At 58.6% G+C, this 19395-nt stretch carries 17 protein-coding genes and 1 pseudogene; 13 read left to right on the forward strand and 5 right to left on the reverse strand.

Annotated elements, in window-relative coordinates:
• Positions 1 to 45: 45 nt before the first annotated feature.
• Positions 46 to 1740 (reverse strand): lactate permease LctP family transporter, encoded by a 1695-nt coding sequence (locus QYH43_RS00160; RefSeq protein WP_095058358.1) that lies wholly within the window; start codon positions 1738 to 1740, stop codon positions 46 to 48.
• 263 nt (positions 1741 to 2003) lie between these two features.
• Between QYH43_RS00160 and QYH43_RS00165 the strand changes: the two genes are divergently transcribed.
• Positions 2004 to 2771: an FCD domain-containing protein gene (locus QYH43_RS00165; protein ID WP_095058359.1), complete on the forward strand. Its 768-nt coding sequence runs from the start codon at positions 2004 to 2006 to the stop codon at positions 2769 to 2771.
• A gap of 118 nt (positions 2772 to 2889) precedes the next feature.
• Here QYH43_RS00165 and smpB read toward each other — a convergent pair whose 3' ends face one another.
• On the reverse strand, positions 2890 to 3372 hold the full coding sequence (gene smpB, locus QYH43_RS00170) for an SsrA-binding protein SmpB (RefSeq protein ID WP_095058360.1): 483 nt from the start codon (positions 3370 to 3372) through the stop codon (positions 2890 to 2892).
• Positions 3373 to 3490: 118 nt separating this feature from the next.
• Here smpB and QYH43_RS00175 point away from each other — a divergent pair, with 118 nt between their 5' ends.
• From QYH43_RS00175 to QYH43_RS00185, 3 genes are read left to right on the forward strand one after another with little or no spacing between them, the layout of a single operon-like run.
• Positions 3491 to 4894, forward strand: a complete 1404-nt coding sequence (locus QYH43_RS00175; RefSeq protein ID WP_095058361.1) for a sodium-dependent transporter — start codon at positions 3491 to 3493, stop codon at positions 4892 to 4894.
• Positions 4895 to 4901: 7 nt separating this feature from the next.
• Complete coding sequence (locus tag QYH43_RS00180) at positions 4902 to 5336, forward strand: type II toxin-antitoxin system RatA family toxin (protein WP_095058362.1); 435 nt, start codon at positions 4902 to 4904, stop codon at positions 5334 to 5336.
• On the forward strand, positions 5329 to 5643 hold the full coding sequence (locus QYH43_RS00185; RefSeq protein ID WP_095058363.1) for an RnfH family protein: 315 nt from the start codon (positions 5329 to 5331) through the stop codon (positions 5641 to 5643). Before QYH43_RS00180 ends, QYH43_RS00185 begins: the two co-directional genes overlap by 8 nt.
• Before the next feature lie 61 nt (positions 5644 to 5704).
• Here QYH43_RS00185 and QYH43_RS00190 read toward each other — a convergent pair whose 3' ends face one another.
• On the reverse strand, positions 5705 to 6232 hold the full coding sequence (locus QYH43_RS00190; protein WP_095058364.1) for an outer membrane protein assembly factor BamE: 528 nt from the start codon (positions 6230 to 6232) through the stop codon (positions 5705 to 5707).
• Positions 6233 to 6329: 97 nt separating this feature from the next.
• On the opposite strand from QYH43_RS00190, the gene fur reads away from it, so the two are divergent.
• On the forward strand, positions 6330 to 6734 hold the full coding sequence (gene fur, locus QYH43_RS00195; protein ID WP_003197684.1) for a ferric iron uptake transcriptional regulator: 405 nt from the start codon (positions 6330 to 6332) through the stop codon (positions 6732 to 6734).
• Between the two features lie 100 nt (positions 6735 to 6834).
• Here fur and recN read toward each other — a convergent pair whose 3' ends face one another.
• Positions 6835 to 8508 carry a DNA repair protein RecN gene (gene recN, locus QYH43_RS00200; RefSeq protein ID WP_095058365.1) on the reverse strand — a complete coding sequence of 558 codons (1674 nt, stop codon included), beginning with the start codon at positions 8506 to 8508 and terminating at the stop codon, positions 6835 to 6837.
• 240 nt (positions 8509 to 8748) lie between these two features.
• On the opposite strand from recN, the gene grpE reads away from it, so the two are divergent.
• The 8 genes and pseudogenes from grpE to QYH43_RS00240 all read left to right on the forward strand — a co-directional run.
• A complete protein-coding gene (grpE, locus tag QYH43_RS00205; RefSeq protein WP_056728221.1) occupies positions 8749 to 9315 on the forward strand; it encodes a nucleotide exchange factor GrpE in 567 nt (188 codons plus the stop codon).
• A gap of 102 nt (positions 9316 to 9417) precedes the next feature.
• Positions 9418 to 11334, forward strand: coding sequence for a molecular chaperone DnaK (gene dnaK / locus QYH43_RS00210; protein WP_095058366.1), 1917 nt, complete (start codon positions 9418 to 9420; stop codon positions 11332 to 11334).
• A 297-nt stretch (positions 11335 to 11631) separates the two neighbouring features.
• The gene (gene dnaJ / locus QYH43_RS00215) at positions 11632 to 12756 is read left to right on the forward strand and encodes a molecular chaperone DnaJ (RefSeq protein ID WP_095058367.1); all 1125 of its coding nucleotides are present in this window, start codon (positions 11632 to 11634) and stop codon (positions 12754 to 12756) included.
• 10 nt (positions 12757 to 12766) lie between these two features.
• Positions 12767 to 13570, forward strand: coding sequence for a 4-hydroxy-tetrahydrodipicolinate reductase (gene dapB, locus QYH43_RS00220; RefSeq protein ID WP_095058368.1), 804 nt, complete (start codon positions 12767 to 12769; stop codon positions 13568 to 13570).
• A gap of 258 nt (positions 13571 to 13828) precedes the next feature.
• Positions 13829 to 14965, forward strand: coding sequence for a glutamine-hydrolyzing carbamoyl-phosphate synthase small subunit (gene carA / locus QYH43_RS00225; RefSeq protein WP_095058369.1), 1137 nt, complete (start codon positions 13829 to 13831; stop codon positions 14963 to 14965).
• A 118-nt stretch (positions 14966 to 15083) separates the two neighbouring features.
• Complete coding sequence (gene carB / locus QYH43_RS00230) at positions 15084 to 18305, forward strand: carbamoyl-phosphate synthase large subunit (RefSeq protein WP_095058370.1); 3222 nt, start codon at positions 15084 to 15086, stop codon at positions 18303 to 18305.
• Between the two features lie 2 nt (positions 18306 to 18307).
• Positions 18308 to 18784 carry a transcription elongation factor GreA gene (greA, locus tag QYH43_RS00235; RefSeq protein ID WP_053154907.1) on the forward strand — a complete coding sequence of 159 codons (477 nt, stop codon included), beginning with the start codon at positions 18308 to 18310 and terminating at the stop codon, positions 18782 to 18784.
• Between the two features lie 28 nt (positions 18785 to 18812).
• Positions 18813 to 19036, forward strand: a pseudogene (locus QYH43_RS00240) (MFS transporter); the annotation flags it as partial.
• Between the two features lie 45 nt (positions 19037 to 19081).
• On the opposite strand, the gene QYH43_RS00245 reads toward QYH43_RS00240, so the two are convergent.
• Positions 19082 to 19390 carry a YhbY family RNA-binding protein gene (locus QYH43_RS00245; protein ID WP_007942889.1) on the reverse strand — a complete coding sequence of 103 codons (309 nt, stop codon included), beginning with the start codon at positions 19388 to 19390 and terminating at the stop codon, positions 19082 to 19084.
• Positions 19391 to 19395: the final 5 nt, after the last annotated feature.

The raw sequence follows: 19395 nt of genomic DNA on the forward strand, positions 1-19395 counted from the left end.
GGGGTCGTGGCCCGGCGTCGGTTTTTTCTGTGTTTCTTGTAGTCCTTAGTGCACCAGCATGCCGGTGAACCAGTAGGCCTGGGCCAGTGTGATCAGGCCGACGATTGTTGCAAAGAATAGGCTGTGCTTGAGGGTGAAGCGGAACAGATCCGATTCTTTGCCCACAAGGCCCGTCGCCGCGCAGGCCACCGCGATCGACTGTGGCGAAATCATCTTGCCGGTCACGCCGCCGCTGGTGTTCGCCGCCACCAGCAAGGTGTCGTTGACGCCGATCTGGTGTGCGGTGGTTGCTTGCAGCGAGCTGAACAACGCGTTGGACGAGGTATCCGAACCGGTCAGGAACACGCCCAGCCAGCCGAGGAATGGCGAGAAGAACGGGAACGCCGCGCCAGTGCCTGCCAATACCAGGGCCATGGTCGAAGACATGCCCGAGTAGTTGGTGACGAAGGCGAAGGCCAGCACCATACCGATGGACAGGATCGGCCAGCGCAGTTCGTAGAAGGTCTCTTTCAAAGTGGTCAGACCAGTTTTGATATTGATCTTCAGCACCAGCATCGAGATCAGTGCAGAGAAGAAAATCGCCGTGCCGGTCGCGGAGATCGGGTCAAGCTTGAACACTGCCGGAAGGGCGGTTGGCGCGGCCACGATCGGTGCGACCTTGATCACCAGTTGATCCAGGTGCGGGATAGCGAAGTTGAATACGAAGCTGTACATCGAGCCGCCGGCGGCGAACATCGCCTTGAACGGCTTCAGGGTCCAGATGGTGACCAGTACGGTCAGGATCAGGAACGGCGACCAGGCCTTGAAAATTTCCCCGAGGCTGTAGGGCGACGCCACGGTGGTGCGCTTCTGGCCAAAACCGCCGACGCTGGCGCTGACCACCGAGGCGGAAACAGCACCGACGATGTGTTGGCCTGCGGCGCGTTTGGGTTGCCAGACCTTCAGGAACAAAGTCAGGGAAATCAGGCTGGCCAGGGCCGAGGTGATGTCCGGCAGTTCAGGGCCGATGAAGTTCGAGGTGAAGTATTGAGTGACGGCAAAACTCAAGCCCGCGACCAGCGCCGCCGGCCAGGTTTCACGCACGCCGCGCAGGCCATCCATCATGAACACCAGCCAGAACGGCACGAACAGCGACAGCAGCGGCAGCTGGCGACCGGTCATGGCGCCGATCTTGAAGGCGTCGATGCCGGTGACTTGCCCGGCAACGATGATCGGAATGCCCAAGGCGCCGAAGGCTACCGGCGCGGTGTTTGCGATCAGGCACAGGCCTGCGGCGTACAGCGGGTTGAACCCCAGGCCTACCAGCAGTGCCGCGGTAATCGCTACCGGTGCGCCGAAACCGGCTGCACCTTCGAGGAAGGCGCCGAAGCAGAAACCAATCAACAGCACTTGCAGGCGCTGATCGTCGGTGATCGACAGCACTGAACTGCGGATGACCTCGAACTGACCGCTCTTGACCGTCAGTTTGTAGAGGAATACCGCTGCAACGATGATCCAGGCAATCGGCCACAAGCCGTAGGCGAAGCCATATCCGGCGGCGGCGAACGCCATGTCGACCGGCATCTGGAAGGCAAAGATCGCCACCAGGATCGACAAGGCCAGCGTGATGCTGCCGGCCACGTGACCTTTCATGCGGAACACCGCCAAAGCCAGGAAGAAAAATACGATGGGGATAACAGCCGCGAGTGCGGACAGGCCGAGGCTGCCGAGCGGGCTATAGAGCTGTTGCCAGGTTTGCATATGGGGTGGCCCCTAATTGTTGTTGGTCAGGCACTGATCAGCGTTCTTGGATAATTGGTAATACCAATTTACAATCGCTGTTCGCTAGGGTAAAAGCCTTGTAGGTGGTGTGTCAATTTGCCGCCCTAAAACTTTTGTCGAATGCGAGTGCCCGCAGGGTTATTCACCGTGTTGGATCAAGTGCTGTCCGGTAGGTGCTGATGCGCTGCCGATAGACCAGAATAGAGCGCCGGCGAGCCGTCGGATCGTGGAGAAATCGAGTTATGGGGTTTGATCAGATTCGTCAGCGCCGTTTGTCTGACGATATTGTCGAGCAGCTTGAGGGCATGATCCTCGAGGGCACGCTGAAGGCGGGTGAGCGTTTGCCGGCCGAACGTGCGCTGGCCGAGCAATTCGGTGTGTCGCGTCCTTCCTTGCGTGAAGCCATTCAAAAGCTGACGGCCAAGGGGCTGCTGATCAGTCGCCAGGGCGGCGGCAATTACGTGGTGGAGTCGTTGGGCACGACCTTCAGCGATCCATTGCTGCACCTACTGGAAAGCAATCCCGAGGCTCAGCGCGACCTGTTGGAGTTTCGCCACACGCTGGAAGCGTCCTGCGCCTATTACGCGGCGCTGCGTGCCACTGATGTCGACCGCGAACGGCTGACTGCCGCTTTCAATGAATTGCAGGACTGTTACACACGCCACGACGAAGTGAGCCGTGCCGAAGAGGGGGCAGCAGATGCGAAATTCCATCTGGCAATCGCCGAGGCCAGTCATAACGCGGTGTTGTTGCACACCATTCGTGGGCTGTTCGACCTGCTCAAGCGCAACGTCGTCACCAACATCGGCGGCATGTACAAGCAGCGCACGGAAACCCGCGACATGCTGATCACACAGCATCGGGAGTTGTACCAGGCGATTATCGAAGGGCGGGCAGAGCAGGCGCGGGAAGTCTCCAGCCGACACATTTTGTATGTGCAGGAAGTGCTGGAAGAAGTGCGTCAGGAAGTGCAACGCATGGCCCGGGCGGAGCGGCGCAAGGGGACTTGATCGTTAAAGCAAAAGATCGCGGCCTGCGGCAGCTCCTACAGGGAAACAAAAACCCTAACGTAGGAGCTGCCGCAGGCTGCGATCTTTTCGATGGCGCCGCGAAACTCAGGCAGAAAAATCAGTCTTCCTTGCCCTTGTTGCGCACCGCACGCTGCAACTCGCGACCGGCATCGCGTTCGCGCTCGGTATCACGCTTGTCGTATTCCTTCTTGCCCTTGCCCAGAGCGATCTCGCACTTGACCATGTGCTTGCTCCAGTACCAGGACAGGCACACGCAGGCGTAACCCTTTTGCTGTACGGCCGTGGCCAGCTTTTCCAGCTCGCGCCGGTTGAGCAGCAATTTTCGGGTGCGGGTCGGATCCGCGATGACGTGGGTGCTGGCGGTCGTCAGGGGCGTGATGTGACTGCCGAGCAGCCAGGCTTCGCCATCCTTGAGCAGCACGTAACTGTCCACCAGCTGCAACTTGCTCGCCCGCAGACTTTTTACTTCCCAGCCGGCCAGGACCAGACCAGCCTCGAACTTATGCTCGATGAAGTAATCGTGTCGCGCCTTTTTGTTTTGCGCGATGGTCCCTGTTGGGTGTTTCTTCTGTTTAGCCATAGGGGCGGCATTATAGGGAGTTGCACGCGAGTCGGCTACGGTATCGCTACGTGCTTGAGCAGGTTGATTGAATCCCGGACAATGCGGCCTCTTTTTTGAACGCTTGGGCGTGATAACGATGTCGACAGACAAGGTTTCTGTCCACGGCAGTTGGGCTAGCCGCTGGGTCTTCATACTCGCCGCGACCGGTTCGGCCGTGGGTCTGGGTAGTATCTGGAAATTCCCCTACATGGTCGGCGTCTATGGCGGTGGTGCTTTTGTGCTGATGTTTCTGGCCTGCATTGCGCTGATCGGTGTGCCAGTCATGTTGGCGGAAACCCTGATCGGCCGGCGTGCGCGGCAGAGCCCGGCCAACGCCTTGAAGATCCTGGCGACCGAGGCAGGGCATTCGGCGAAGTGGTCGTGGGGGGCTTTTGCCGGGATGATCACGGCGTTGCTGATCCTGTCTTTCTATAGTGTGGTCGGCGGCTGGTCGCTGGACTACATCATCGACATGGGGCGTGGCGATTTTCAGGGCGCGACGCCAGATCAGGTGGGGGCTTACTTCGGCAATGTGATCGCCGATCCGTGGCGCCTGACACTTTGGCACACGATTTTCATGCTGTTGTCCGCGGTGGTGATCGCCAAGGGCGTGGTTGCCGGGCTTGAGCGCAGTTTGCGCATCATGATGCCGCTGCTGTTCGTGATGATTCTTGTATTGCTGGGTTACAGCATGACCACCGGGCATTTCATGGAGGGCGTGCATTTCATGTTCGACTTCCACCCGGAAAAGGTCATGGACGGCTTGCTGCCCGCGATGGGGCATGCCTTCTTCTCCCTGAGCGTAGGTGTCGGTTCGATCATGATCTACGGCGCCTACATGCCGAAGAACTCTTCGATTTCCGGGACCGTCGTCGGTGTGGCGCTGCTGGATACATTCGTTTCTCTGGTTGCCGGTCTGGCATTGTTTCCGATTGTGTTCGCTGCGGGCCTGAATCCGAGCGAAGGGCCGGGCCTGATGTTCGTCAGCCTGCCTTTTGCCTTCGGTAACGTCGCGTTCGGACAGTTGATGGGCGTGGTGTTCTTCGTGCTGGTGGCGGTGGCGGCCTGGAGTTCGGCAATTTCCCTGCTCGAACCCATGGTGGCTTACCTGGTTGAGCGCACTAAAGTCAGTCGAGCGTGGGTGACTTTCTGGTTGGCCTTCAGTTGCTGGTTTGTGGGACTGGGCACGGTGTTCTCCTTCAATATCTGGAAGGAAGCCAAGTTCTTCGTGAACGAAGGCGGCATGTTCCACCTCTACCAATGGGGCGCGGCCGGTGGTCTCGACTTCTTCGGTGTGATCGATTTCTTCACCTCGCGACTCATGTTGCCGCTTGGCGGTTTGTGTTTCGTGGTGTTCGCAGGCTGGATCATGGGGCGTGAAGCGGTGCGTGACGAGTTGTCGATTCGCAACCCTGCGCTGTTTGCCCTGTCCTTGTTCTTGATGCGCTATGTGGCGCCCATCGGCATTCTCGTAGTGTTTGCCGCCCAGTTGTGGAAATGACGCTGACATGACGACACATATTTCACGTTCGGCCTTGCTGCCGTATCCGGCGCAAGCGCTGTATGACCTGGTCAACGACGTGGCGCGTTATCCGGAGTTTCTGCCGTGGTGCTCGACGGCAGAAGTTCTGGAAAGCTCTCCTGAACACATGCGCGCCAGTGTAGGCGTGGCGAAGGGCGGTCTTAGCCAGCATTTTGTGACGCGCAATACGCTGGTGCCGGGGCAGTCGATCGAGATGAATCTTGAGGAGGGTCCATTCAACCAGTTACATGGTGTGTGGACGTTCAAGCCTTTGGGTGAAAAGGCCTGCAAGATCAGCCTGGATTTGTCGTTCGACTACGCCGGGCCGCTGGTTCGCGCGACTTTGGGGCCGTTGTTCAATCAGGCGACCAATACCCTGGTGGATGCGTTCTGCCAGCGGGCCAAACAGATCTATGGTTAATGCCATGATCGAGGTCGAAGTGGTGTATGCCGCTGTTGACCGGCAGATTTTGATCACGGTGACGGTGCCCGCCGGGACGACGCTGCGGGCGGCTTTACTCAAGTCCGGGGTAGGTGGCGAGTTTCCGAAATTGGATCTGGCCGATTGTCCCGTGGGGATTTTCGGCAAAGTGATTGCGGACCCTGATAGCCGCATGGTGCAAGCGGGGGATCGCATCGAGATCTATCGACCGTTGTTGGCCGATCCCAAAGAGGTCCGTCGACTGCGTGCCGCCAAGGCTGCCGAGGCCAAATCCCGGAATCAGTGAGCCGCTCAAATCGCAGGCAATAAAAAACCCGGATTAACCGGGTTTTTTATTGCGTCGCAAATTATTGCGGCGTGGTGTCCAGAGGCTCTGGTGTCGGGACCGGAACGGTTTCTACACCGTCGACGTCCTTCTGGATCTGATCCAGCAACGAGCCTGGCTTGACCGGTTTTTCCGGTTTTGGCTTCTCGACGACTTCTGCCGGCGCGCTGACGCTCGTGTCAGCGTCTTTGCCGAGAATGGCTTCGTCGCGGCTCACGCCCGGCATGAAATCGCCAGAGAGGCTGACAAGCTGATCATTTGGGTTGAAGATAACGCTAATGCGTTCCTGTTGGCGTTCACCGCCACCCGGTTGCAGGCTGTACAGATAATCCCAGCGATCGGCATGGAACGTGTCGGTCAGCAGAGGGTTGCCCATGATAAACCGTACTTGCTTACGGGTCATTCCCGGGCGTAACTGGTCTATCATGTCCTGCGTGACGACATTGCCCTGCTGGATGTCGATTTTGTAAACCCCGGGGAATGAACAACCGGCGAGTGCGAGCAGTCCCACAAAGGTGAAACTGGTTAGCAAGAGCTTGGTGTTTTGCATCGGTGGGCGACTTCCACTATCTTGGCTGGGACAACGTAAACGCCGATCATACCCGCATTAAGAGAAGCTGCGAAGCAGCATCGCGAGAAAGCTGACCATGGTTGAAAATAGCGAACTACGCAAAGCCGGCCTCAAAGTGACCCTGCCACGGGTCAAAATTCTGCAAATGCTCGATTCCGCCGAGCAACGCCACATGAGTGCCGAGGATGTCTACAAGGCCCTTATGGAGGCTGGTGAGGACGTCGGTCTGGCCACGGTTTACCGTGTTCTGACCCAGTTCGAGGCAGCTGGCCTTGTGGTGCGACATAACTTCGATGGAGGCCATGCGGTCTTCGAGCTGGACGACGGCAAGCATCACGACCATATGGTCAACGTCGAAACCAGCGAAGTGATCGAATTCTTCGACGAAGAAATCGAGCGGCTTCAGAAAGCAATCGTCGACAAGTATGGCTTCGAGATGGTTGATCACAATCTGGTGCTGTACGTACGCAAGAAAAAGTAAGCATGTCGCGCGAACATTCAGTTCGCGAAACGAACGAAGGCGACCCCAGGGTCGCCTTCGTGCTTTCTGCTGTACGGATTGTACGTGGTCCTTGTCCGCGTTATGCCTTTGCGGTAACGACCATCTTTTTCGCGTGAGCCAGGGATTCCTTGGTGAGGTCGATGCCTCCCAGCATCCGCGCGACTTCTTCGATACGATCGTTCTTGCTCAGCTTCGACACGGCTGTGCGGGTCGCATCCTCGCCGCGAACCTTGTGCACAAACAAATGTTGATGGCCCTGCGCCGCCACTTGCGGCAAGTGGGTCACGGTCAGCACCTGTCCGCGCTCGCCGAGTCGACGCAGTAACTGGCCGACAATTTCCGCCGTCGGGCCGCCGATACCGACGTCCACTTCGTCGAACACCAGGGTCGGTATGCGGGAGGTCTGTGCAGTAATCACCTGAATCGCCAGGCTGATCCGCGACAGCTCGCCTCCGGATGCCACTTTCGCCAGGGCTTTCAGTGGTTGGCCGGGGTTGGCGCTGACCAGTAATTCGACCTGTTCCAGGCCATTCGGCAGCAATTCGGCACTGGTGTTGGGGCGAAGCTCGATGGTGAAGCGTCCGCCTGGCATACCCAGTCTTTGGATTTCCTGCTCCACGGCACTGGCCAGGCTGCTTGAGGCTTGATGGCGCAGATCGCTCAGCTCCCGAGCCTTTTCCTGATAGTGGCGGGCGTAGGACGACAATTCGTCGCTCAATCGCTCGATGGATTCGTCATTGGCATTCAGGGTTTCGATTTCATCCAGCAGCTTCTGCTGCATCTCGGCGAGTTCAGTTGGCTGGATTCGATGCTTGCGGGCCAGGGTGTAGATCGCATCAAGCCGCTCTTCGAGGTATTGAAGTCGCGACGGATCGGCGTCGAAGTTGTCCAGGAAGCGGTTCAGCTCGCCGACCGCTTCTTCGACCTGAATCTGCGCGCTGGTCAGCAAGCTGCTGGCTTCGCCCAGTGCGCCGATGGAGTTGTTCACGCTCGACAGTCGATTGAGGCTGGCAGTAAGGGCGTTCAGCACATTTCCTGAATCACTTTCGCTGCATTGCTCGACAACTTGGCGGCAGATTCCCAGCAGGGTTTCTGCATTGGTCAGGTTCTTGTGTTCCTGTTCCAGGTTCTCCAGCTCATTGTCGCCTAGGCCAAGGTTTTCCAGCTCTTCGAGCTGATAACTCAAGAGTTGATGGCGGGCGCGCTGTTCGTCACCGGAATTGGAGAGACGCTCCAGTTCCTGGCGGGTTTGGCGCCAGCGCTGGGCGGCAAGTTGAACCTGTCGGGCAAGGTCAGTAGCGCCGGCGTACTCGTCGAGCAGGCGACGGTGGGTGTCGGTCTTGAGCAGGGATTGGTGTTCGTGCTGGCTGTGGATGTCGATCAGCAGCTCGCCCAGCGCCTTGAGGTCGCCCAGGGGGCAGGGCGTGCCATTGATGTAGCCGCGAGAGCGCCCTTCGGAGGTGATGACCCGGCGCAGGATGCACGGGCCGTCGTTCTCGAGATCGCGCTCGGCCAGCCAGGCGCTGGCTTCCGGAATGTCGGCCAGATCGAACGTGGCCAGGATGTCGGCCTTGTCGGCGCCGGGGCGCACCACGCCGCTGTCGGCGCGATCACCCAGGGTCAGGCCCAATGCATCGAGCATGATCGACTTGCCCGCACCGGTTTCCCCTGTGATCACGCTCATTCCGCGATCAAGTTCGAGGTCGAGATGTTCAACGATGGCGTAGTTGTGTACGGACAGGTGCACCAGCATGTGGGCCGCTCCCAGGTGTTAGGTCTGGTTATTTATACAGTGTTTTGTTTCTGGCTGACAATGCCCCTCGTTAGCTCGATTTGCTCGATCCGACGAAAGCCCTGGCGCGCAGGGGAATGACAATGCAGTTAATTTTTGTGGGGTTAATGATAGGTACCCCTTGAAGCCCGATTTTGCGGCCCCATATAGCTGGGCAGAAGCGCGAGTTGAGCTCGCGGAAGAAATTGAAAGGAGAAATCTATGGCTGACGAACAGACAGTGGATACGCAAAACCCAGACGCCAACCAGGCGCCCGAGGCTTCGGGTGATGACCTGGCGGCTCGTGTACAAGTGCTCGAAGAGCAACTGGCAGGCGCTCAGGATCAGGCTTTGCGTGTAGCCGCCGATCTGCAGAACGTCCGCCGTCGCGCCGAACAGGATGTGGAAAAGGCTCACAAGTTCGCGCTGGAAAAATTCGCCAGCGACCTGCTGCCGATCGTCGACAGCCTGGAGCGTGGTCTGGAATTGTCCAGCCCGGATGACGAAAGCATCCGTCCGATGCGCGAAGGCATCGAGCTGACCCTGAAAATGTTCCACGACACCCTCAAGCGTTATCAGCTTGAAGCGATCGATCCGCATGGCGAACCGTTCAACGCCGTTCACCATCAGGCGATGGCCATGCAGGAAAGCGCTGATGTCGAGCCGAACAGTGTTTTGAAGGTGTTCCAGAAGGGCTATCAGCTCAATGGTCGCCTGCTGCGCCCGGCGATGGTCGTGGTCAGCAAGGCGCCTGCGCCGGTTTCGCCTTCGATTGATGAGCAGGCTTGAAATCCGCCGCAAGGCCCCCATTTATAAGTCAAGCGTTTAAGTGCTACCGCAGTTAGCCACCACTGCTGCGGCAACCAAATCCAAAGTTTCGGGAGAGTGAACATGGGCAAAATTATCGGTATCGACCTGGGGACTACCAACTCCTGCGTCTCCGTGCTGGAAAACGGCAAGGCAAAAGTTATTGAAAACGCTGAAGGCGCGCGTACCACGCCGTCGATCATCGCTTACGCCAACGATGGCGAAATTCTGGTTGGCCAGTCGGCCAAGCGTCAGGCTGTGACCAATCCGCATAACACCCTGTACGCGGTGAAGCGTCTGATCGGTCGTCGTTTCGACGAAGAAGTCGTACAGAAAGACATCCAGATGGTCCCTTACAAGATCGTCAAGGCTGACAACAGCGACGCCTGGGTTGAAGTGAACGGCCAGAAAATGGCGCCGCCACAAATCTCGGCTGAAATCCTGAAGAAAATGAAGAAGACCGCCGAAGACTACCTCGGCGAGACCGTGACCGAAGCGGTGATCACCGTTCCGGCCTACTTCAACGACAGCCAGCGTCAAGCGACCAAAGACGCCGGCCGCATCGCGGGCCTGGACGTAAAACGTATCATCAACGAACCAACCGCAGCCGCTCTGGCTTACGGTATGGACAAGGCCAAGGGCGATCACACCGTGATCGTTTACGACTTGGGCGGTGGTACTTTCGACGTTTCCGTGATCGAGATCGCTGAAGTCGATGGCGAGCACCAGTTCGAAGTACTGGCCACCAACGGTGACACGTTCCTGGGCGGTGAAGACTTTGACATTCGTCTGATCGACTACCTCGTCGACGAATTCAAGAAAGAAAGCGGCATGAACCTCAAGGGCGACCCGCTGGCCATGCAGCGCCTGAAAGAAGCCGCTGAAAAAGCCAAGATCGAGCTGTCTTCCGCTCAGTCGACCGACGTGAATCTGCCGTACATCACTGCAGACGCCACCGGTCCTAAGCACTTGAACGTGAAAATCTCGCGCGCCAAGCTGGAAGCGCTGGTTGAAGACCTGGTTCAACGCACCATCGAGCCTTGCCGCATCGCTCTGAAAGACTCCGGTATCGACGTTGGCGCTATCAACGACGTGATCCTGGTAGGCGGTCAGACCCGTATGCCACTGGTTCAGAAGCTGGTAACCGAGTTCTTCGGCAAAGAAGCTCGTAAAGACGTTAACCCGGACGAAGCGGTTGCCATGGGTGCTGCTATCCAGGGCGCCGTACTGGCTGGCGACGTGAAAGACGTTCTGCTGCTGGACGTTAGCCCGCTGACCCTGGGTATCGAAACCATGGGTGGCGTGATGACCGCGCTGATCGAGAAAAACACCACGATTCCTACCAAGAAATCGCAAGTGTTCTCGACTGCCGACGACAACCAGGGCGCCGTGACCATTCACGTGCTGCAAGGTGAGCGTAAGCAAGCGGCGCAGAACAAGTCCTTGGGCAAGTTCGACCTGGCCGAGATTCCACCAGCACCACGTGGCGTGCCACAAATCGAAGTGACCTTCGACATCGACGCCAACGGCATTCTGCACGTAGGCGCCAAGGACAAGGCCACCGGCAAGACTCAGTCGATCGTGATCAAGGCCAACTCCGGTCTGTCCGACGAAGAAATCGAGCGCATGGTGCGTGATGCCGAGGCGAACGCCGAGGAAGACCGCAAGTTCGAAGAGCTGGCCGCTGCCCGTAACCAGGGTGATGCACTGGTTCATTCGACGCGCAAAATGGTTGCCGATGCCGGCGATAAAGTGAGCGCTGAAGAGAAGACTGCAATTGAAGCGGCCGTAGTTGCCCTGGAAGCCGCCGTTAAAGGCGACGACAAGGCTGCTATCGACGCCAAGGTTGAAGAGCTGTCGAAAGTCTCCGCTCCAGTGGCGCAGAAGATGTACGCCGAACAGGCTCAGCCTGCTGAAGGCGCTGCACCGCAGGGCGAATCGGCTGAAAAGGCTGACGACGTTGTCGATGCCGAGTTCGAAGAAGTCAAAGACCACAAGTAAGTTGTTGGTCGGCCGGTTGACTGCCTTCAGGCGGTGACTGGTAGGATGTCGCCGCGCGGGAGCTTGCTCCCGCGTTGGCGTATCTGGAATACGCGAATTTTTACAGCATGCGACAAGGTTCGCGCGTTGTTGGCATGGCCGGGAATGCTCCTGCTTTCCGAGCTGAAAGTGCCAAATCGAAACAAAGACCAGGATCGTTGAATTGACGTGAGTTGGGTCCGGGCCTGTATTGGGGCTCAACGAGTTCGGCAAGGCTCAGGAGGGGTTTGTCGGACGTCCTTAAGAGTGCAAAGACTTATGGCAAAGCGTGACTATTACGAAGTATTGGGTGTTGAGCGTGGCTCAAGCGAAGCGGACCTGAAAAAGGCCTACCGTCGCCTGGCGATGAAGCATCACCCGGACCGTAATCCCGATGACAAAGCGTCGGAAGAAATGTTCAAAGAGGCCAATGAGGCCTACGAAGTGCTGTCCGACTCCAGCAAGCGTGCGGCGTACGACCAGTACGGCCATGCCGGTGTCGACCCGAGCATGGGTGGCGGCGGTGCCGGTTTCGGCGGGCAGAATTTCTCTGACATCTTTGGTGATGTTTTCAGTGACTTCTTCGGTGGTGGTCGCGGCGGTTCCCGTGGCGGCGCTCAGCGCGGCAGTGACTTGCGCTACACCCTGGAACTGGACCTTGAAGAAGCGGTACGTGGTACGACCGTGAATATCCGCGTTCCGACGCTGGTCAACTGCAAGCCTTGCGACGGCTCCGGTGCCAAGAAAGGTTCTGCGCCGGTGACCTGCCCGACGTGCGGCGGTATCGGCCAGGTGCGCATGCAGCAGGGCTTCTTCTCGGTGCAGCAGACCTGTCCGCGCTGCCATGGCCAGGGCAAGATCATTTCCGATCCGTGCGACTCCTGTCACGGCGAAGGTCGTGTCGAAGAGTACAAGACCCTGTCGGTGAAAGTGCCGGCCGGTGTCGATACTGGCGACCGCATTCGTCTGTCCGGCGAAGGCGAGGCGGGTGCCCAAGGTGGGCCGACCGGCGACCTGTACGTGGTCATCAATGTGCGCGAGCACTCGATTTTCCAGCGCGATGGCAAGCATCTGTTCTGTGAAGTGCCGATCAGCTTCGTTGATGCGGCGTTGGGTGGCGAGCTGGAGATTCCGACCCTTGATGGTCGGGTCAAGCTGAAGATCCCTGAGGGGACTCAGACCGGCAAGCAGTTCCGAGTTCGCGGCAAGGGTGTTGCGCCCGTGCGTGGCGGCGGTGCCGGTGATCTGATGTGCCGTGTGGCGGTTGAGACGCCGGTCAATCTGGGTCGTCGTCAGCGCGAACTGCTCGAAGAATTCCGCAGTTCCCTGGCTGATGACAACAGCCATTCGCCGAAAACCACTGGTTGGTTCGAAGGCGTGAAGCGCTTCTTCGGCGATTTGTAAGGAGACGGGCATGCGACGTATTGCAGTGATGGGCGCCGCCGGGCGCATGGGTAAAACCCTGATTGAAGCGGTACAGCAAGCACCGGGCGCGGGTCTGACGGCGGCGGTGGATCGCCCTGACAGCACGCTGGTCGGTGCGGATGCCGGCGAGCTGGCGGCTATCGGTCGCATCGGCGTGCCGTTGTCCGGTGATCTGGATCGGGTGGTCGACGAGTTCGACGTGCTGATCGATTTCACGCACCCGACCGTAACCCTGAAGAACCTGGCTTTCTGCCGTAAGTACGGCAAGGCCATGATCATCGGTACCACCGGTTTCAGCGTGGAAGAAAAGCAGTTGCTGGCGGAAGCGGGCAAGGACATTCCGATTGTTTTTGCGGCCAACTTCAGTGTAGGCGTCAACCTGTGTCTGAAGCTGCTCGACACGGCTGCCCGGGTACTGGGTGACGATGTCGATATCGAAATCACCGAGGCTCACCATCGTCACAAGGTCGATGCCCCGTCCGGCACTGCCGTGCGCATGGGCGAGGTGATTGCCGATGCGTTGGGTCGTGATTTGAAGAAAGTGGCCGTCTACGGTCGCGAAGGGCAAACCGGCGCTCGCGAACGCGAGACCATTGGTTTCGCCACCGTGCGCGCAGGTGACATCGTCGGTGATCACACCGTGCTGTTCGCCGCTGACGGCGAGCGTGTCGAAATCACGCACAAGGCGTCCAGTCGCATGACCTTCGCCAAGGGCGCGGTGCGCGCCGCGTTGTGGCTGGATGGGCGCGAGCCTGGTCTTTATGACATGCAAGACGTGCTCGACCTGCGTTAAGATGCACCCGAAATCGGGCTCGCGCACAGCGTTTGAGCCCGGTTTTACTCCGCCAGCGACGTCCTGTCGCATTCTCCAGCCTTTAAGGCTCATTGGCGGTAGACCAAAAAGGCCTTTTTCTGTAAGCTACAGCTTTAGTGTGTCCACTAAAAGCGCGCAGAATAATTCAGTGAAGAAGCGGGGTGACGTGTCCATACGTCACTCCGCTTTTTTACAACCTGCGATCGCCCTTTCAGGCTTTATTTACGGGAGGTCTTCTTGACTAAGCCAGCCATACTCGCCCTTGCTGATGGCAGCATTTTTCGCGGCGAAGCCATTGGAGCCGACGGTCAAACCGTTGGTGAGGTGGTGTTCAACACCGCAATGACCGGCTATCAGGAAATCCTTACCGATCCTTCCTACGCCCAACAGATCGTTACCCTGACTTACCCGCACATCGGCAACACCGGCACCACGCCGGAAGACGCCGAGTCGAACCGCGTCTGGTCTGCCGGCCTGGTCATCCGTGACCTGCCACTGGTTGCGAGCAACTGGCGTAGCACGATGTCCCTGTCCGATTACCTGAAGGCCAACAACGTTGTGGCCATCGCCGGTATCGACACCCGCCGCCTGACGCGCATCCTGCGTGAAAAAGGCGCGCAGAACGGCTGCATCATGGCCGGTGACAACATTTCCGAAGCCGCTGCGATCGCCGCCGCCCAAGGTTTCCCAGGCCTCAAAGGCATGGACCTGGCGAAAGTCGTCAGCACCAAGGAAAGCTACGAGTGGCGCTCGACTGTCTGGGATCTGAAAACCGACAGCCACGCGACTATCGAAGCCTCCGAGCTGCCGTACCACGTGGTGGCCTACGACTACGGCGTCAAGGTGAACATCCTGCGCATGCTGGTTGAGCGAGGTTGCCGTGTGACCGTCGTGCCTGCGCAAACCCCTGCCGCCGATGTGCTGGCGCTGAAGCCGGACGGCGTGTTCCTGTCCAACGGCCCTGGCGATCCGGAGCCTTGCGACTACGCGATCCAGGCGATCAAGGATGTGCTGGAAACCGAGATTCCGGTCTTCGGTATCTGCCTCGGTCACCAACTGCTGGCCCTGGCCTCCGGCGCCAAGACCTTGAAAATGGGTCATGGTCACCACGGTGCCAACCACCCGGTCCAGGATCTGGACAGCGGTGTGGTGATGATCACCAGCCAGAACCACGGTTTTGCCGTAGACGAAACGACCCTGCCAGCCAACGTTCGCGCGATCCACAAATCGCTGTTCGACGGCACCCTGCAAGGGATCGAGCGTACCGACAAGAGCGCCTTCAGCTTCCAGGGGCACCCGGAAGCCAGCCCTGGCCCGAACGACGTAGCGCCATTGTTTGATCGCTTCATCAACGAGATGGCCAAGCGACGCTGATCGCTCGCCCTGATGTAGCAAAGCTTGAGGGTGGTCCCGACACCGGTGGCCCCCTCAAGGCTTCAGAGATTGAACAAGACGGCTTGCCGACTGACCTGCGGATTTGAGTGACAAACCCATGCCAAAACGTACAGACATTAAAAGCATCCTGATTCTCGGCGCTGGCCCGATCGTAATCGGCCAGGCCTGCGAATTCGACTACTCCGGCGCCCAGGCCTGTAAAGCCCTGCGCGAAGAGGGCTATCGCGTCATCCTGGTGAACTCCAACCCGGCCACCATCATGACCGACCCGGCCATGGCTGACGCCACCTACATCGAGCCGATCAAGTGGCAGACCGTCGCCAAGATCATCGAGAAAGAACGTCCGGACGCGCTGCTGCCGACCATGGGCGGCCAGACCGCTCTGAACTGCGCCCTGGACCTGGAGCGCGAAGGCGTTCTGGAGAAGTTCGGCGTAGAAATGATCGGTGCCAACGCCGACACCATCGACAAGGCTGAAGACCGTTCGCGTTTCGACAAGGCGATGAAATCCATCGGCCTGGACTGCCCGCGGTCCGGTATCGCCCATAGCATGGAAGAGGCCAATGCGGTCCTCGAGAAGCTCGGCTTCCCGTGCATCATCCGTCCGTCCTTCACCATGGGCGGCACCGGTGGCGGTATCGCTTACAACCGTGAAGAGTTCGAAGAAATCTGCGCCCGTGGTCTGGACCTGTCGCCGACCAAAGAGCTGCTGATCGACGAATCGCTGATCGGCTGGAAAGAGTACGAGATGGAGGTTGTCCGCGATAAGAAGGACAACTGCATCATCGTCTGCTCGATCGAAAACTTCGACCCGATGGGTGTGCACACCGGTGACTCGATCACCGTGGCTCCAGCGCAAACCCTGACTGACAAGGAATACCAGATCCTGCGTAACGCCTCCCTGGCGGTACTGCGCGAGATCGGCGTTGAAACCGGCGGTTCCAACGTGCAGTTCGGTATCTGCCCGGATACCGGCCGCATGGTCGTGATCGAGATGAACCCGCGTGTATCCCGCTCCTCGGCGCTGGCCTCGAAAGCCACCGGTTTCCCGATCGCCAAGGTCGCGGCCAAGCTGGCCGTGGGTTACACCCTCGACGAGCTGTCGAACGACATCACCGGCGGCAAGACCCCGGCGTCCTTCGAGCCATCCATCGACTACGTCGTCACCAAGCTGCCGCGCTTCGCTTTCGAGAAGTTCGCCAAAGCTGACGCGCGCCTGACCACTCAGATGAAGTCGGTTGGTGAAGTCATGGCCATCGGCCGTACCTTCCAGGAATCCCTGCAGAAAGCCCTGCGCGGCCTGGAAGTCGGTGTTTGCGGTCTGGACGAGAAGCTCGACCTGAGCAATCCGGAAAGCATGAGCGTGCTCAAGCGCGAACTGACCGTGCCGGGCGCCGAGCGTATCTGGTACGTGGCTGACGCCTTCCGCGCCGGTATGACTGTCGAAGAAATCTTCGGCATGAACATGATCGACCCTTGGTTCCTGGTGCAGATCGAAGATCTGATCAAGGACGAAGAGAAGGTCAAGACCCTGGGTCTGTCGGCTATCGACAAAGACCTGATGTTCCGCCTCAAGCGCAAAGGCTTCTCCGATCAGCGTCTGGCCAAGCTGCTGGGCGTGACCGAGAAGAACCTGCGGACTCACCGTCACAAGCTGGAAGTGTTCCCGGTCTACAAGCGCGTTGACACCTGCGCCGCCGAGTTCGCCACCGACACCGCTTACCTCTATTCGACTTACGAAGAAGAGTGCGAAGCCGCGCCGTCGGGTCGCGACAAGATCATGATTCTGGGCGGTGGCCCGAACCGTATCGGTCAAGGTATCGAGTTCGACTACTGCTGCGTACACGCTGCCCTCGCACTGCGCGAAGACGGCTACGAAACCATCATGGTCAACTGCAACCCGGAAACTGTTTCCACTGACTACGACACGTCCGACCGTCTGTACTTCGAATCGGTAACCCTGGAAGACGTGCTGGAAATCTGCCGCGTCGAGAAGCCGAAAGGCGTGATCGTCCAGTACGGCGGCCAGACTCCGCTGAAACTGGCTCGTGCCCTGGAAGCCGCTGGCGTGCCAATTATCGGCACCAGCCCTGACGCGATCGACCGTGCCGAAGACCGTGAGCGTTTCCAGCAAATGGTTGAACGTCTGAACCTGCGTCAGCCGCCAAACGCCACCGTGCGCAGCGAAGACGAAGCAATTCGTGCCGCCAGCAAGATCGGTTACCCGCTGGTCGTACGCCCATCCTACGTACTGGGTGGACGCGCGATGGAAATCGTTTACGAAGAAGAAGAGCTCAAGCGCTACCTGCGTGACGCGGTGAAAGTGTCCAACGACAGCCCGGTGCTGCTCGACCACTTCCTCAACTGCGCCATCGAAATGGACGTGGATGCGGTCTGCGACGGTAAAGACGTCGTGATCGGCGCGATCATGCAGCACATCGAGCAGGCCGGCGTTCACTCCGGTGACTCCGCATGCTCGCTGCCGCCGTACTCGCTGCCTGCGCACATCCAGGACGAGATGCGTGACCAGGTCAAGAAAATGGCCCTGGAGTTGGGCGTGGTCGGCCTGATGAACGTACAGCTGGCGCTGCAAGGCGACGACATCTACGTCATCGAAGTCAATCCGCGTGCTTCCCGTACTGTGCCGTTCGTGTCCAAGTGTATCGGTGTTTCCCTGGCAATGATCGCGGCTCGCGTCATGGCCGGTAAGACCCTGAAGGAAATCGGCTTCACCAAGGAAATCATTCCGAACTTCTACAGCGTGAAAGAGGCGGTGTTCCCATTCGCCAAATTCCCTGGCGTTGACCCGATCCTCGGCCCAGAGATGAAGTCGACCGGCGAAGTGATGGGCGTGGGCGACACTTTCGGTGAAGCATTCGCCAAGGCCCAGATGGGTGCCAGCGAAGTACTGCCAACTGGCGGCACTGCGTTCATCAGCGTACGTGATGACGACAAGCCACTGGTTGCAGGCGTAGCCCGTGATCTGATCAACTTGGGTTTCGAAGTGGTTGCCACTGCCGGTACTGCCAAGCTGATCGAAGCCGCAGGCCTGAAAGTGCGTCGTGTGAACAAGGTGACGGAAGGGCGTCCGCACGTGGTCGACATGATCAAGAATGACGAAGTCACGCTGATCATCAACACCACCGAAGGTCGTCAGTCGATCGCTGATTCGTACTCCATTCGTCGAAATGCCCTGCAGCACAAGATCTACTGCACCACCACCATTGCTGCTGGCGAAGCCATCTGCGAAGCGCTCAAGTTCGGTCCAGAGAAGACCGTGCGTCGCTTGCAGGATCTACACGCAGGATTGAAGGCATGAGCATAACCAAGTACCCAATGACTGTTCAGGGCGCTCGCGCCCTGGAAGAAGAACATGCTCACCTGACCAAGGTCGTCCGTCCGAAGCTCAGCCAAGACATCGGTACGGCCCGCGAGTTGGGTGACTTGAAGGAAAACGCCGAATACCACGCTGCTCGCGAACAGCAGGGCATGGTCGAGGCGCGGATCCGTGACATTGAAGGCCGGATTCAGAATCAGGTTGTCATCGATGTCACGACCATTCCTCACACCGGCAAAGTGATTTTTGGCACGACCGTCGAGATCGCCAATGTTGAGACGGATGAGCGCGTCACTTACCACATCGTGGGTGAGGACGAGGCTGACTTCAAACTCGGCAAGATTTCGGTCGGTTCGCCATTGGCTCGCGCCTTGATTGCCAAGGAAGAGGGTGATGTCGTGGCGGTGAAGACGCCTGGTGGCGTTATCGAGTACGAGATTGTCGAAGTTCGCCACATCTGAAGGCCGGCGCTCGCTTCTTGCGGGTGCCATGCTTTGGCAGCTGGCCCAGATGTTGTGGGTCGGCGGCTTATGGTTGTTGCACATCGGTTTGCTACCGGTGCTGGGCCGAATTGGCCTGGCGCCGCTGCTGATCGACGAATTTACGGCATGCTGAAGGCGCTGATGGTGAGGTTAGCCGCAGCGTGCGTGATTTTTCAGGCTTTGGTGCTGATCGAGGCCGAGGGCCTTGTCAGTCTATGGCGGGATTTTCGTGGGTGGAGTGGCAGGGTGCGCGAAGCACACCCTTGACCCTTGCCATCACTTGAAGCGATGAACGTTCGACAGCTGCTTGTTGACGCTGAAGTTCTTGCGGTAAATCAGTGCCATCTTGCCGATGACTTGAACCAGATCCGCTTTGCCGACCTTGCAGAGTTCTGCAATGGACGCCAGGCGCGATTCGCGATCGAGGATGTTGAGCTTGATTTTAATCAGCTCGTGATCCGCCAAAGCGCGTTCAAGTTCGGCTAACACACCTTCAGTCAAACCGTTGTCAGCCACAATCAAAACTGGTTTCAGATGGTGGCCAATGGATTTGTACTGTTTCTTCTGCTCTTGAGTGAGCGGCATAATCT

This window comes from Pseudomonas sp. C32 (assembly GCF_030417915.1).
Lineage (GTDB): Bacteria > Pseudomonadota > Gammaproteobacteria > Pseudomonadales > Pseudomonadaceae > Aquipseudomonas.

Coding starts and splice junctions, on each gene's coding strand:
- QYH43_RS00190 (WP_095058364.1), bottom strand. CDS start 6,232: ATGCAAAACACCAAGCTCTTGCTAACCAGTTTCACCTTTGTGGGACTG.
- QYH43_RS00180 (WP_095058362.1), top strand. CDS start 4,902: ATGACGACACATATTTCACGTTCGGCCTTGCTGCCGTATCCGGCGCAA.
- smpB (WP_095058360.1), bottom strand. CDS start 3,372: ATGGCTAAACAGAAGAAACACCCAACAGGGACCATCGCGCAAAACAAA.
- dapB (WP_095058368.1), top strand. CDS start 12,767: ATGCGACGTATTGCAGTGATGGGCGCCGCCGGGCGCATGGGTAAAACC.
- QYH43_RS00245 (WP_007942889.1), bottom strand. CDS start 19,390: ATGCCGCTCACTCAAGAGCAGAAGAAACAGTACAAATCCATTGGCCAC.
- QYH43_RS00175 (WP_095058361.1), top strand. CDS start 3,491: ATGTCGACAGACAAGGTTTCTGTCCACGGCAGTTGGGCTAGCCGCTGG.
- dnaJ (WP_095058367.1), top strand. CDS start 11,632: ATGGCAAAGCGTGACTATTACGAAGTATTGGGTGTTGAGCGTGGCTCA.
- QYH43_RS00160 (WP_095058358.1), bottom strand. CDS start 1,740: ATGCAAACCTGGCAACAGCTCTATAGCCCGCTCGGCAGCCTCGGCCTG.
- QYH43_RS00185 (WP_095058363.1), top strand. CDS start 5,329: ATGGTTAATGCCATGATCGAGGTCGAAGTGGTGTATGCCGCTGTTGAC.
- fur (WP_003197684.1), top strand. CDS start 6,330: ATGGTTGAAAATAGCGAACTACGCAAAGCCGGCCTCAAAGTGACCCTG.
- QYH43_RS00165 (WP_095058359.1), top strand. CDS start 2,004: ATGGGGTTTGATCAGATTCGTCAGCGCCGTTTGTCTGACGATATTGTC.
- grpE (WP_056728221.1), top strand. CDS start 8,749: ATGGCTGACGAACAGACAGTGGATACGCAAAACCCAGACGCCAACCAG.
- recN (WP_095058365.1), bottom strand. CDS start 8,508: ATGCTGGTGCACCTGTCCGTACACAACTACGCCATCGTTGAACATCTC.
- carB (WP_095058370.1), top strand. CDS start 15,084: ATGCCAAAACGTACAGACATTAAAAGCATCCTGATTCTCGGCGCTGGC.
- dnaK (WP_095058366.1), top strand. CDS start 9,418: ATGGGCAAAATTATCGGTATCGACCTGGGGACTACCAACTCCTGCGTC.